Origin of the sequence: Microbacterium flavescens (assembly GCF_018588945.1) — a bacterium.
Lineage (GTDB): Bacteria > Actinomycetota > Actinomycetes > Actinomycetales > Microbacteriaceae > Microbacterium > Microbacterium flavescens.
Map to the genome: position 1 here is coordinate 194,329 of NZ_JAFIWA010000006.1, position 13,968 is coordinate 208,296.

Genomic DNA, 13,968 nt, shown 5'->3' on the forward strand with positions numbered 1-13,968 from the left:
CCGTGGGGGCTGCTTCGACCCGGCGGCATCAGGCGACGCGCCAGCAGCCGACGACGTGGTCGTCGACCATGCCGGACGACTGCATGAGCGCGTACATCGTCGTCGAGCCGACGAAGCGGAAGCCGCGCTTGCGGAGGGCCTTGCTGAGGGCATCCGATTCCGGAGTCGTCGCGGGGACCTCGGCGAACGTCTCGGGCCGCTTCCCTGCCGGCGGCGCGAACGACCACATGAAGCCGTCGAGCTCACCCTCCTCCATCTCGGTGACGAGGCGCGCGTTCGAGATCGTGGCGAGGATCTTCGCCCGGTTGCGGATGATGCCGGCGTCGGCCATGAGCCGCTCCACGTCGTCGCCGCCGAACTCCGCGACGGCGACAGGATCGAACCCCGCGAACACCTCTCGGAACCGGGGGCGCTTGCGCAGGATGGTGATCCACGACAGACCGGCCTGGAACCCCTCGAGGCTCATCTTCTCGAAGAGCGCCCGATCGCCGTGCAGCGGGACGCCCCACTCCTCGTCGTGATACCGGCGGTACTCGGGGTCGTCGCCGACCCACGCGCAGCGATCGATGCCATCCGGACCGGTGCGGGTGTCGGTGCTCACCCGCTCAGCCTAGGCACCCGCGCCGACGTCACTTCTTCTTGAGCGACTTCTCCGACACCGGCGCCTCGCCCGAGGCGGCGAGGGCGGCGTAGTACTCGCGCGCCTCGTTCTGCCGCTCCAGCTCGGCACCGGAGGCGATCGGCGCGCGGACGTGCTCCGGCGCGAAGCCGTAGGCGTCGACGAGGTCCTGTGCGTGCGGGCGCAGACGCGCGGCGAGACGGTCGATGTAGCGCGAGACCGATGCGGCACGCTGTGCCGACAGGCGGCCGTTGATCAGGTACCACGCGAGGTGCTTCTCGATCAGGTGCAGCCCGAAGAGGTCGCGCAGCCAGGTGAGCACCTGGCGGGTGCCGGCATCCTCGATCCTGTGGACCCCGTCGGTGAACGCCTCCCACTGCAGGAGCTCGCCGTGCGCCCGCGCCGCCTCGATCAGCTCGGCCTGGTGGCTGTTGAACGTCGCAGCGGCCTCCGCCGGCGAGAGCTTCGACGCCGGGCGCAGGGCGGTCGCGATGTCGGCCACCACCTGCTGCACGCGGCCGGCGAGCAGGTCGTGCTGCTGGTCCTCGCGCAGGCCCAGCTCGACCGAGCGCGCGGTCGAGCCGAGATCGGCGACCGACTGCCCGAGCTGGCGCAGGCCGGCGCCGTGGAACAGCTTGCCGGCGGTCTGGCCCACCGCGTAGCGCGCGAGGGTCGCGGCATCCGCTCCCTTGAACTGCTTCGCGAAGTCGGCGAGGAGCCGCTTGCCCACGAGCTGCAGCAGGACGTTGTTGTCGCCCTCGAAGGTGACATAGACGTCCAGGTCCTGATGGAGCCCGACCATGCGGTTCTCGGCGAGGAACCCCGCACCGCCGCAGGCCTCGCGGGCCTCCTGGATCGTGTCGAGGGCGTTCCAGGTGGAGAGCGGCTTCAGCGCGGCCGCGAGGGTCTCGAGGTTCTCGCGCTCGGTGGGGGTGTCGGCGCGACCCGAGAAGACGCCGTCGAAGGTGCGCAGCAGCTCGTCGTGAGCGAAGAACTGCGCGTAGTTCTGCGCGAGCAGCGGCAGCAGGCGGCGCTGGTGCTTGCCGTAGTCCAGCAGCACCACCTCGGAGGTGCCGGCACCCGAGTCGAACTGGCGGCGCTGGTTCGCATAGGTCAGCGCGATGTGCAGCGCGAGAGCCGTGCCCGTGGTCGCGGCGCCGTCGAGCGACACGCGGCCCTGCACCAGGGCACCCAGCATCGTGAAGAAGCGGCGGCCGGGGCTCGGGATGTCGGAGCTGTAGCTTCCGTCGGGGGCGACGTCGCCGTAGCGGTTGAGCAGGTTCGTGCGGGGAACGCGCACCTGGTCGAAGTGCAGTCGGCCGTTGTCGATGCCGTTGAGCCCGCCCTTGACGCCGTCGTCCTCGCCGCCGATGCCGGGGAGGAAGTTCCCCTCCTCGTCGCGAAGCGGCACGAAGAAGCAGTGCACGCCGTAATTCACGCCGCCCGTGATGAGCTGCGCGAAGACGGTCGCCGCCTTGCCGTGCAGCGCGGCGTTGCCGAGGTAGTCCTTCCACGCGCCGCGGAACGGCGTGTGGATGACGAACTCCTCGGCCTCCGCGTCGTACGTCGCCGTGGTGCCGATGGCCGCGACGTCCGACCCGTGTCCCGTCTCGGTCATCGCGAAGGCGCCCGGCAGGCTCATGTCGATCACGCCGGCGAGCCACTTGTCGTGGTGCTCCTGGGTGCCGAGCTGGTAGATCGCCGACCCGAAGAGACCCCACTGCACGCCGGACTTGATCTGAAGGCTCGGGTCGGCGAGCACGAGCTCCTGGAACCCGGCGAGATTGGCCCCGTTGTCGTTGTGGCCGCCGTACTCCTCGGGGAACGCGCGGCGCGAGCCGCCGTGCTCGACGAGGAGGTGCAGCTGCGTCAGGGTGCGTTCGCGGTGCTCGGCCATGGGCTGGCCGTCGATGCGCCAGAACGCCGGATCCTTGATCATCTCGCGCGCCTCGCGGCGGGTCTCGGCCCACGTGCCGAGGAGAAGGTCGGTGACCGCGGCGATGTCGATGCGGGGCTCGGATGCCTCGGCAGCGCTGTGCGGTGCGGTCGGGGCCCCACCGGCAGGCGTGCGCTTGCTGGTGGCGGGCTTGCGGGAGCGGACGGCGGCGTCGGCCATATACGTCACCTCTCGGTGTCGGGGACGGAAAGTCAGTACCGACGGTAGAACTTCCACAACATGGGGCCAAACGGATTGGATGAGTTCGACAACGCTGTGGCGCGACGCCTCGCGGTCGGATTGTGCGCAGCCCACAGGGCGGCAGGATGGGCGCGAACGGAAGGATGCCGCATGCAGGTCACGCTCGTACCCTGGGGCGCCGACGACATCGAGGTGCTGCGCAGGACGAACACGGCCGAGCTCACGCGCTTCCTCGGCGGCCCGGAGCCGGACGCCGAGCTCGCGCAGCGGCACACGGAATACCTCGCCGAGGAAGGCGCGGCGTGGATGTTCCGGGTCATGGCCGACGGCGTCACCGTCGGGTACGCCGGATGGTGGGAGCAGGACCACGACGGCGAGCCGGCCTTCGAGGTGGGGTGCGTGATCGAGTCCGCATGGCAGGGACGCGGCCTGGCGTCGGCCGCACTCGCCGACGTCGTGCGCCGGGCCGTGGCTTCGGGCGGAGGACGGCCGATCGTCGGATACGCGAACGTCGGGAACGAGGCATCCCACGCCCTCTGCCGCCGAGTCGGCTTCGAGTTCGAAGGGACTGCGGCCTTTCCCGCGACGGACGGCGGCGACCCGGTGGAGGTCGCGGTGTGGGTGATCCGGCCGGAGACGGGCTAGCGCTGCGCTCAGTTGCCAGTTCGGGCGGGTCGGCGTGGCGGCAGGTCGCCCGAATCGGCAACTCGGCGGACTGGCCGGCGTGCAGGGGTCGGAGGGGGCGCCGAGAATGGGCGGGATGACCATCGAGCTGCGGCCGTGGGGCGAGGACGACCTCGCCGTTCTCCAGCGCGCGAACACACCCGAGATGACGGCGCACCTCGGCGGCCCCGAGACCGACGAGCAGGTGCGCGAGCGGCACGCCCGCTACCTGCGACTCAACGACAGCGGCGAAGCCTGCATGATGCGGATCGACGTCGACGGGAAACCCGCCGGGAGCATCGGCTACTGGCAGGTCGACCATGAGGGCGAACCCGCGTTCGAGACGGGATGGGAGGTCGAGCCCGCGTGGCAAGGACGCGGGGTCGCCCGCGAGGCGCTCCGGCAGCTCACGCGCCGGGTCGCCGCCGACGGGCGGCGCGCGCTGCTCGTCGCCTACCCGGGTGTCGACAACCCCGGCTCGAACGCGCTGTGCCGCGGGGCCGGATTCGAGCACCGCGGATCGGGCACCCTCCCCTGGCGCGGCGGGGAGCTGACGTTCAACGCGTGGGCGCTCGACGTGTCTCCGCTCGACCTCGCCGGGCGCGTGGCCGAGGTCGACGAGCGGTTCGACGGTCCATCGCTGGACGAGTCCCGCTGGTGGCCGTTCTACACACCGCACTGGTCATCGCGGGATGCCGCGGCCGCGCGCTGGTCGATCGGTCCGGGCGGGCTCGAGTTGAGGATCGACGAGGACACCGCCCCGTGGGCGCCCGAACTGGACGGCGACCTGCGGGTCTCGCACCTGCAGACCGGCCAGTTCTCCGGACCGCTCGGCAGCGGCGTGGGGCAGCACCGGTTCCGGACGGGGCTGATCGTGTCGGAGGAGCAGCCGGAGCACCGGGGGTGGCTCGTGCACCGCGGCGTGATCGAGGTGCGTCTCGCCGCGATCCGCCACCCCGACGTGATGGTCGCGTTCTGGCCCATCGGGTTCGAGGACCTGCCCGACGACTGCGGCGAGCTGTGCATCGCTGAGATCTTCGGCGGCGAGCTCGACGATCACGGCGGCTGGGTGGGCGTCGGCGTCAAGCCGCAGAACGATCCCCGCCTGCGCGAGGACTTCGAGAAGGTGCGGATCGACGGCGACCTCACAGCGATGCACGACTACGCCGTGGAGTGGACGCCGGAGCGCGTGCGGTTCTTCGTCGACGGGATGTGGGTCAAGACGGTCGTGCAGTCGATCGACTATCCGGTGCAGCTCATGCTCGAGGTCTACGAGTTCCCGCGCGCCGACGGCACACGCGACACCGCTGCGCTGCCGCACGTGCTGCGGGTGGAGCGGGTGCGGTCGTTCTCTCTCGGCTGACGGGCACCGTGGCGGTCGCGGTCCGCCCGTCGTACGGTGGCGGAATGACCGAAGTCCGACTCGCGAGCGTCGCCGACGCCGACGCCGTCGCCCGGCTGCTGCACGACTTCAACACCGAGTTCGACACCGAGAGTCCCGGGCCGACGGTTCTCGCACGGCGACTCCGCACCCTGCTGGCGGAGACGACGACCTTCGCCGTCCTCGGCGGCGACGGTCCGGACGGAATCGCACTGGTCTCGCTCCGCACGAACGTCTGGTTCGGCGGACCGGTCGCGCTCCTCGACGAGCTCTACGTCGCGGCTGGTCTGCGAGGGCGGGGGATCGGTGGCGAGATGATCCGCCTCGTCGCGGAGGAATGCGCCGGGCGAGGCGTCGAGCTGCTCGAGGTGAACGTCGACGAGGGAGACGTCGACGCGCTCCGCTTCTATGGCCGGCACGACTTCGAGCTGATCCAGCCCGAGACCGGCGAACGCGCCTTCTACCTGTCTCGGATACTGGGTCCCCGGTCGGCCGACGGCCGGTAGCGGCGAGGGGACGTCATCCTCAGAAGAGGCCGACGATCCTTCCGTCCTCGTCGACGTCGATCGACGCCGCGGCGGGCACGACCGGAAGGCCGGGCATCGTCATGACCGCGCCGCAGATCATCACGACGAACCCGGCACCCGCGGCGAGCCGCACTTCGCGGATTTCGACGACGTGTCCGGTGGGGGCGCCGCGCAGCTTGGAGTCGGTCGAGGAGGAGTACTGCGTCTTCGCGACGCAGATCGGATAGGCACCGTACCCCTCGTCCTGGAGGCGGCGGATCTGAGCGCGGACCGTGGTGCTGGCCGTGATCTCGGATGCTCCGTAGATCCGGGTGGCGATCGTCTGCATCTTCGTCCACAGGGACGCGTCGTCGGGGTAGACGAAGCGCATGCTGGAGGGCTCCTCGCACAGCCGCACGACCTCGCGCGCGAGCTCCTCGGTGCCGGCGCTGCCCTCGGCGAAGTGCCGGGCGACGACCGCGCGTGCGCCTTCCCGCTCGACGACCTCGACCAGCGCGGCGACCTCGGCGTCGGTGTCCTCCGCACGGTGGTTGATCGCGACGACGGCGGGCAGTCCCAGTGTGTCGCGCACGATACCGAGGTGCCGGATCAGGTTGGCCGCGCCCTTCTCGATCGCGGCGACGTTCTCGACGGGGAGATCGGCGACCTCCACGCCGCCGTGGTACTTGGCGGCCCGCACGGTGGCGACGATCACCGCCGCGGACGGCCGCAGACCGGAGGAGCGACAGAGGATGTCGACGAACTTCTCCGCCCCGAGGTCGGAGCCGAAGCCCGCTTCGGTCACGACGTAGTCGGCCAGCTTCAGCGCAGCCCTCGTCGCGACGAGCGAGTTGCAGCCGTGTGCGATGTTCGCGAAGGGGCCGCCGTGCACGAACGCGGGGGTGTGCTCGAGGGTCTGGACCAGATTCGGGGCCAGCGCATCGCGCAGGATCGCGGTCATCGCGCCGTGCGCGTCGAGGTCGCGCGCCCGCACCGGGCGATGGTCGCGCGTGTAGGCGACGACGATCTCGCCCAGTCGCTCCCGCAGATCCGCGAGGTCGTTCGCGAGGCAGAACACGGCCATGACCTCGCTCGCCACCACGATGTCGAAGCCGGACTCGCGGGGGTACCCGTTGTCGGGACCGAGGCCGACGACGATGTCGCGCAGGGCGCGATCGTTCACGTCGAGCACCCGGCGCCAGCTGATCCGGCGCACGTCGATGCCGAGCGCATTGCCGCGGTGGACGTGGTTGTCGATGAGGGCGGCGAGCAGGTTCGTCGCGAAGGCGATCGCGGCGAAGTCGCCGGTGAAGTGGAGGTTGATGTCCTCCATCGGCACGACCTGCGCATAGCCGCCGCCTGCGGCGCCGCCTTTCATGCCGAAGACCGGCCCGAGCGCAGGCTCGCGCAGGCAGATCATCGAACGCAGGCCGATCCTGCTGAGCGCATCACCGAGCCCGACCGTGGTCGTGGTCTTGCCCTCGCCCGCCGGAGTGGGCGACATGGCGGTCATCAGGATGAGCTTGCCGTCGGGGCGGTCCGCCAGCCCCGCGAGCCAGCGCAGCGCGACCTTCGCCTTGTAGCGCCCGTACTGCTCGAGGCTGTCCTCCGGGATGCCGAGACGTTCCGCGACCTGCTGGATCGGCAGCATCCGCGCGGCCTGGGCGATGTCGATGTTGCTCGGGTTCATGCTCCCCCTCGTCGGACGCCCTCGTCCGCCGAGGTCAGCCTATGCGCGCGGCGGCGCCAAGGTGATGAACGCGAGCCGTGGGCCGCGAACGGGCCGGACGCGCCTCAGGCCGCCGCGATGACCTCGAGCACCGCCTCGCCGTACGCCTCGCGCTTCTTCGCTCCGATGCCGGTGACGCCGTCGAGGTCGGCGAGGCTCGCGGGGCGCACCTCGGCGAGCGCGCGCAGGGTCGCGTCGCCGAACACGATGTAGGCGGGCACGCCGAGCTCCTTCGCGACGCCGGCGCGCCACTCGCGCAGCACTTCGAACAGAGCGCGATCGCCGTCGGCGAGGGTGTCGGATGCCGCGACCTTGCGCACGCGCGGGGTCGTCGACCGGCCGAGCACGTCGCGGCGCAGCGGCACCGCGGACTCGCCGCGCAGCACGCCCGCGGCGGGCTCGCCGAGAGCCAGCGTGCCGTACTCGCCGCGGGGGACGAGGATGCCTCGGGCCAGCAGCTGCCGGATCACGCTGCGCCAGTCCTGCTCGCTGAGGTCGGCGCCGAGGCCGTAGGTGGAGAGGGCGTCGTGACCCTGCTGCCGGACCCGCTCGGTCGAGGAGCCGCGCAGGATGTCGATCAGATGCCCCGCGCCGAACGCCTGGCCGCGCTCGCGCTGCAGGCGGACGATCGTCGACAGCAGCTTCTGCGCGGGCACGAGACCGTCCCATGTCTCGGGCGCCTCGATGCACGTGTCGCAGTTGCCGCACGGCGCGGAGTCCTGGCCGAAGTACGCGAGGAGGTTCTGGCGGCGGCATCCGATCGTCTCGCACAGCGCCAGCATGGCGTCGAGATGCTGCCCCAGGCGCGTCTTGTACGCGCGGTCGCCGGGGCTCTGGTCGATCATGCGCCGCTGCTGCACGACGTCTCCGAGCCCGTACGCCATCCACACCACCGAGGGATCGCCGTCACGGCCCGCGCGACCGGTCTCCTGGTAGTAGCCCTCGACCGACTTCGGAAGGTCGATGTGCGCGACGAAGCGCACGTCGGGCTTGTCGATGCCCATGCCGAACGCGATGGTCGCGACCATCACGACGCCGTCGTCGCGCAGGAACCGCGACTGATTGGCGGCGCGGACGGATGCCTCGAGCCCGGCGTGGTACGGCAGTGCATCGAACCCCTGCGTGCGCAGGAACTCGGCCGTCTGCTCGACGGACTTGCGGCTGAGCGCGTAGACGATGCCCGCGGAGCCGTCGGGCTGCGAGCGGATGAACGCCGCCAGCTGCCGGCGCGGGTCGGTCTTGGCCTCGATGCGGTACTGGATGTTGGGGCGATCGAAGCTCGCGACGAAGTGGCGCGCGTTCGGCAGCCGCAGCCGCTCGGTCAGCTCGCGATGCGTGGCCGGCGTGGCGGTCGCGGTGAGCGCGAGCCGCGGGACGCCCGGGAACCGCTCGGCCAGGTCGCCCAGCGCGAGGTAGTCGGGCCGGAAGTCGTGACCCCACTGCGACACGCAGTGCGCCTCATCGATCGCGATGACGCTGAGCCGGCCGCGGGCCAGGAACCGCAGCGTGGCCTCGGTGTTCAACCGCTCGGGGGCGACGTACAGCAGGTCGAGGTCGCCGGCGAGGTACGCCTGCTCGACGGCCGCGCGCTCGGGCGGCGACTGCGTCGAGTTGAGGTAGGCGGCCCGCACGCCGTTGACCACCAGCGCATCGACCTGGTCGTGCATGAGGGCGATGAGCGGGCTGACGACGAGGCCGGTTCCCGGGCGCACGAGGGCGGGCACCTGGTAGCAGACGCTCTTGCCGGCGCCGGTCGGCATGAGCACGACCGCATCGCCGCCCTCGACGACGTGCTCGACGATCGCGCCCTGCTCGCCGCGGAAGGCGTCGTAGCCGTAGACCTCGTGCAGCACCGCGCGGGGGTCGGCGCCGACGAAGTCGCGCCGCGGGGCTCCGGCGAACGCCGGCGCGGGCACGGCGCCGGGCGCGGCGGCCGACCCGGCTGGAGGCGCCGACGTGAATCCTCGCGACGGCTCGACGTACGGCGGCTCATCGAACTCGGGGGGCGGTGCGAGCTCGTCGGGGTCCCACACGAGGTCGGCGTACGGGTCGCCCTGCGGAATGCTCATCGGATCCAGGGTAACCGCGGCCGCCGACGCCCCGGTCGACGGCCGGCCCCGGCGGACACATCGCCGTCGAGGAGTCCTGGGGAGGAGGCGGTGCCCGCTATCCTCGGGCGTATGCAATGCCGTTGACCCGTCCTTCACCCCGTCAACCCGGCGCTTCTCCCGCGCCGACTCGATCCAGCGATGCCGCCGACGGCACGCGGGTCGAGGCATCCGAAAGGCATCGCATGTTCCCTCACGACCACCCTCTCCCGCTTCACGGGAAGACCGCCCTCGTCACCGGCGTCTCGCGCCGCCGCGGCATCGGCTTCGCCGTCGCATCGCGTTTCGCCCGGCTCGGCGCCAGCGTCTTCATCCACCACTTCCGGCCGCACGACACCGACCTGCCGTGGGGCGGCGACGACCTCGACGCCCTGCGTGCCGAGCTGCGCGACGCGCTGACCCCCGGAGCGGCGTTCGGCGATGCCGAAGCCGACCTGCGCGACGCCGCCGCGATCCCCGGGCTCGTCGAGCGCGCGCGCGGGCTCACCGGGTCGCTCGACATCCTGGTGTGCAACCACGCGCAGAGCGGCGGCGACGGATCCATCCTCGACATGACCGCCGAGCGCCTCGATGCGTTCTGGTCCGCGAACGCGCGCTCGTCGCTCCTGCTGACCCAGGCCTTCGCCGCGCTGCACCGACTCGAGGCGCCGGCCGCCCGACCCGGTGAGCGCGCGGGACGCGCCGAGCCGTTCGCCGAGCCGGTCGGACGCGTCTTCTGGATGACGTCGGGACAGATCCACGGCCCCATGCGCGGCGAGGTCGCCTACGCCACCAGCAAGGCGGCACTGGCGGGAGTCACGAAGACGGTCGCCGCCGAGCTGCTCGACCTCGGGATCATCCTCAACACCATCGATCCCGGCCCGGTGAACACCGGGTATCTCGACCCGGAAACGACCGACCGGCCGCTGGAGGAGATCACCGACTTCGTGCGGTCGACGCCGTTCGGCCGCTTCGGCGCCCCCGACGACCCTGCCCGCCTCATCGCCTGGCTCTCCAGCCCGGACGGCGCGTGGGTGGTCGGGCAGGTGCTGAGCTCCGACGGCGGGCTCGGACTCGGCTGAGCGGATGCAGCGCCCCGGCGTCGGCGCCGGCGCTCAACCGCGCCGAACTGCGCCTCCCCGCACCCGCACACCGCAAAACGGCGCGGTTGAACCCCCGACCCCGCACCCCGGCGCCCGGCCCGCTACAGCCGGACGACCTCGGTGATCCGCACGACGGCGGTGCCCTCCTCCTCGGAGGCGGCGAGGTCGACGACTCCGCGGATGCGCCAGTCGTGGTGGCCCTCGGGGTCGTCGATGGTCTGCTCGATCTTCCAGAGGCCGGTGGCCGCGGCATCCGTCTCATCGATCGTCACGAGTCGCGGCGATCGCGCCGGACCGCCGGTGAGCACCTCGTCGTGCTCGTCGAAGTAGGCGTCGAGCGCGGCTGGCCAGTCGACGTCGGGGTCGAGCTCGACCAGCTCGGCGTCGCGCTGCAGAGCGGCCAGCCGCACGCGGCGGAAGAGCTCGTTGCGCACGAGCACCAGGAACGCGCGGCGGTTGGTGAGAACTGACGGCGGTGCGGGCGGCACGACGGGCGTGGTCGGATCCTCGGCCGGGTTGACGAGCGCCTCCCACTCGTCGACGAGGCTCGAGTCGACCTGGCGCACGAGCTCTCCGAGCCACGCGACGAGGTCGTGCAGCGCCTCGGTCTGCGCCTCGACCGGGACGGTCTGGCGAATCGCCCGGTAGGCGTCGCTGAGGTAGCGCAGCACCAGGCCCTCGCTGCGGGCGAGCTGGTAGTGGTTGATCATCTCGGCGAACGACAGCGCCCGCTCGAACATGTCGCGCACGACCGACTTCGGCCTGAGCTCGAAGTCGCGGATCCACGGCTGGCTCGTGGCGAAGACCTCGTACGACTGGGTGAGCAGCTCCTCGAGGGGCTTCGGGTAGGTGACCTCCTCGAGCAGCTCCATGCGCTCGTCGTACTCGATGCCCTCGCGCTTCATGGCGGCCACGGCCTCGCCGCGCGCCAGGAACTGCTGCTGCGACAGCACCGGCCGCGGGTCGTCGAGCGTCGCCTCGATCACGCTGACGACGTCGAGGGCGTAATGGCCGGTGCCCGCGCCGCCGGGCGCTTCCTCCGGGTCGAGCAGCCCGATCGCGGCGAGCGCGAACGGTGAGAGGGGCTGATTCAGCGCGAAGTTCGGCTGCAGATCGACAGTGAGACGGATGCCCCCGCCTGGGCCCACCTCGACCACCTCCGCGGCCACCAGCGTGCGGAAGATCGCGAGGGCGCGGCGGGCGAGTTCGTACCGGCGAGCCTGCGGCTCGTGGTTGTCCTGCACGAGCGACCGCACGTTCGTGAACACGTCGCCGCCGCGCGCGATGACGTTGATGAGCATCGCCGCGGTCAGCTGCAGATGCGGCACGAGCGGTTCCGGCTCGGCGTCGACGAGCCGGTCGAACGTCGCCTCGCTCCAGTTGACGAACCCCTGCGGCGCCTTCTTGCGCACCACCTTGCGGAGCTTCTTCGGGTCGTCGCCGGCCTTCGCGACCGCCGCGGTGTTCTCGATCTCGTGGTCGGGCGCCATCACGACCACGGTGCCGGCGGTGTCGAACCCGGCGCGGCCGGCCCGCCCGGCGATCTGGTGGAATTCGCGGGCGCTGAGCTGCCGCATCCGCTGTCCGTCGTACTTGGCGAGCGCCGTCACCAGCACGGTGCGGATCGGCACGTTGATCCCGACGCCGAGCGTGTCGGTGCCGCAGATCACGCGCAGGAGGCCGCGCTGTGCGAGCGTCTCGACGAGGCGCCGGTAGCGCGGCAGCATCCCCGCGTGGTGCACGCCGATGCCGGCGCGCACGTACCGCGACAGCGTGCGGCCGAAGGCGGTCGTGAAGCGGAATCCGCCGATCGCCTCGGCGATGGCGTCGCGCTGCTCCCGCGAGACGACGCGGATCGACGAGAGCGCCTGCGCGCGCTCCATCGCCGCGGCCTGCGAGAAGTGCACGATGTACACCGGAGCCTGGCCGGTCTGCAGAAGCTCTTCGACCGTCTCGTGGACGGGCGTGCGCGCGTACGAGAAGTGCAGCGGCACGGGCCGCTCGACCCCGGTGATACGCGCGGTCGGCCGGCCCGTCCGGCGCGAGAGGTCGTCGGCGATCGCCGTGACGTCGCCGAGCGTGGCCGACATCAGCACGAACTGCGCGCGGGGCAGGAGCAGCAGCGGCACCTGCCACGCCCACCCGCGGTCGAGGTCGCCGTAGTAGTGGAACTCGTCCATCACGACCTGGTCGACCTGGGCATCCGCTCCCCGCCGCAGCGCGAGGTTGGCGAGGATCTCCGCCGTGCAGCAGATGATCGGCGCGTCGGGGTTGACCGACGAGTCGCCCGTGACCATGCCGACATTGGCCGCGCCGAAGATGTCGACGAGCGCGAAGAACTTCTCGCTCACGAGCGCCTTGATCGGCGCGGTGTAGTAGCTGCGCCCGCCGCGCGCGAGGGCGGCGGCGTGGGCCGCGACGGCGACGAGCGACTTGCCCGTGCCCGTCGGCGTCGACAGGATCACGTTCGACCCCGAGACGATCTCGATCGCCGCTTCATCCTGTGCGGGGTAGAGCGTCAGCCCCCGTTCGGCCGCCCACTCGACGAACCCGAGATAGACGGTGTCGTCGTCCGCACCGCGCGGCACGGCGTCGAGCAGCGAGAGGGACATTCCCCGAGTCTGCCAGGCCGCGCCGCCCGCACCGACGAGGAGAGCGGATGCCGCGGCCACGGCATCCGCTCCCGAAACGTTCGGCTACTCGTCGAAGGCCCAGTCCAGAGCCGACGCGAGGATCGTGCCGTACGCCCGCTGGCCCGCAGCGTTCGGGTGCAGGCTGCGCTCGAAGACCGGCGCGCCGCGGACGAAGCCGCTGATCCAGCGATCCCCTGTGTCGCAGAGCCCGTGCCCGAAGAACCCCGCCATCACATCGACGAAGGCGACGTTCGAGTCCCCTCCACTGGCGATCGCATAGACCGTGTTCTGGATCGTGAGGTGCATCGCGATGAGGATGTCCTGGGCGGCGCTCGCCTGCTGCACCGTGACCTTGACCGGAGTCCCGTCGTAGTTGCCGATGCTGCAGGTGCCGGTGAACTGGCCGAACAGCAGCGGGTAGGCGGTGAACGCGATCAATGCCTGCGGCGCCGCCTGACGCACCGCCAGCTGGACGGCCGCGATCCGCGGGCCGAGGTCGGCGAGGGCCGCCGCCAGCCCCGCGGTCGCACCCTGGCACGCGGCCGGTGTCCCGACGTTGCTGCATGCGATGAGCACCTGCTGCCAGCCCAGGTCGTTGGCGCCGACGGTGATCGTGACCAGGCGCGTGTCGGAGCCGAGGGCTCCGGCGGCATCCAGTGCGGCGACCTGCTGCAGGACGTCGGTCGTCGTGGCGCCTGCGCATGCGGCCGACACCACCGGCACGCCGAGGGCCGCGCCGACGACGGCGGGGTAGGCCTTCTTCGAGCGCAGGCACGTGGCGTCGGTGTACGGCTTGTTGCCGGTGCCCGCGGCGATCGAGTCGCCCAGGGCGACATAGGGTGCGCCGTCGGGGGCGGCGACCGCCGCCGGCGAGGCGCCGAACAGCGCGGTGACGCTGAGAGCGAGTGCCGCGAGCGCGGCGAGAGAACGTCGTTTCATGATTCCCCTTCGAATCGTCGGAACGGATCGAGCGATTCCCCCAAGAATCAGCCCGCGCAATGCGGACGAGGCTGACGATAGACCTGCGGCACCCGTCCCACCAGGGGTCCGCGTGCACGGTGGCGGAATCGTGTGGCCGCCCCGTACGTTGAGAAGGACGACGAAAGGATG

At 71.4% G+C, this 13,968-nt stretch carries 10 protein-coding genes; 4 read left to right on the top strand and 6 right to left on the bottom strand.

What is annotated here, in order from left to right; genetic code table 11:
- Positions 1 to 28: 28 nt before the first annotated feature.
- Positions 29 to 601 carry a DNA-3-methyladenine glycosylase I gene (locus JX005_RS13005; RefSeq protein WP_214467969.1) on the bottom strand — a complete coding sequence of 191 codons (573 nt, stop codon included), beginning with the start codon at positions 599 to 601 and terminating at the stop codon, positions 29 to 31.
- 28 nt (positions 602 to 629) lie between these two features.
- Entirely contained in the window at positions 630 to 2,735 is a 2,106-nt protein-coding gene (locus tag JX005_RS13010) for an acyl-CoA dehydrogenase family protein (RefSeq protein ID WP_214467970.1), read from the bottom strand.
- Between the two features lie 171 nt (positions 2,736 to 2,906).
- Between JX005_RS13010 and JX005_RS13015 the strand changes: the two genes are divergently transcribed.
- From JX005_RS13015 to JX005_RS13025, 3 genes are all read left to right on the top strand, one after another.
- Positions 2,907 to 3,401: a GNAT family N-acetyltransferase gene (locus tag JX005_RS13015; protein WP_214467971.1), complete on the top strand. Its 495-nt coding sequence runs from the start codon at positions 2,907 to 2,909 to the stop codon at positions 3,399 to 3,401.
- A gap of 115 nt (positions 3,402 to 3,516) precedes the next feature.
- A complete protein-coding gene (locus JX005_RS13020) occupies positions 3,517 to 4,782 on the top strand; it encodes a GNAT family N-acetyltransferase (protein WP_214467972.1) in 1,266 nt (421 codons plus the stop codon).
- A gap of 44 nt (positions 4,783 to 4,826) precedes the next feature.
- Positions 4,827 to 5,306, top strand: coding sequence for a GNAT family N-acetyltransferase (locus tag JX005_RS13025; RefSeq protein WP_214467973.1), 480 nt, complete (start codon positions 4,827 to 4,829; stop codon positions 5,304 to 5,306).
- A 19-nt stretch (positions 5,307 to 5,325) separates the two neighbouring features.
- Here the strand turns inward: JX005_RS13025 and JX005_RS13030 are convergent, their stop codons facing one another.
- Positions 5,326 to 6,996: a formate--tetrahydrofolate ligase gene (locus JX005_RS13030; RefSeq protein WP_214467974.1), complete on the bottom strand. Its 1,671-nt coding sequence runs from the start codon at positions 6,994 to 6,996 to the stop codon at positions 5,326 to 5,328.
- 104 nt (positions 6,997 to 7,100) lie between these two features.
- Positions 7,101 to 9,104, bottom strand: coding sequence for a DNA helicase RecQ (recQ, locus tag JX005_RS13035; protein ID WP_214467975.1), 2,004 nt, complete (start codon positions 9,102 to 9,104; stop codon positions 7,101 to 7,103).
- A 224-nt stretch (positions 9,105 to 9,328) separates the two neighbouring features.
- Between recQ and JX005_RS13040 the strand changes: the two genes are divergently transcribed.
- The gene (locus JX005_RS13040; RefSeq protein ID WP_214467976.1) at positions 9,329 to 10,204 is read left to right on the top strand and encodes an SDR family oxidoreductase; all 876 of its coding nucleotides are present in this window, start codon (positions 9,329 to 9,331) and stop codon (positions 10,202 to 10,204) included.
- Positions 10,205 to 10,326: 122 nt separating this feature from the next.
- Here JX005_RS13040 and JX005_RS13045 read toward each other — a convergent pair whose 3' ends face one another.
- A complete protein-coding gene (locus JX005_RS13045; RefSeq protein ID WP_214467977.1) occupies positions 10,327 to 12,837 on the bottom strand; it encodes a DEAD/DEAH box helicase in 2,511 nt (836 codons plus the stop codon).
- 84 nt (positions 12,838 to 12,921) lie between these two features.
- A complete protein-coding gene (locus tag JX005_RS13050) occupies positions 12,922 to 13,797 on the bottom strand; it encodes an SGNH/GDSL hydrolase family protein (protein WP_214467978.1) in 876 nt (291 codons plus the stop codon).
- Between the last annotated feature and the right edge of the window lie 171 nt (positions 13,798 to 13,968).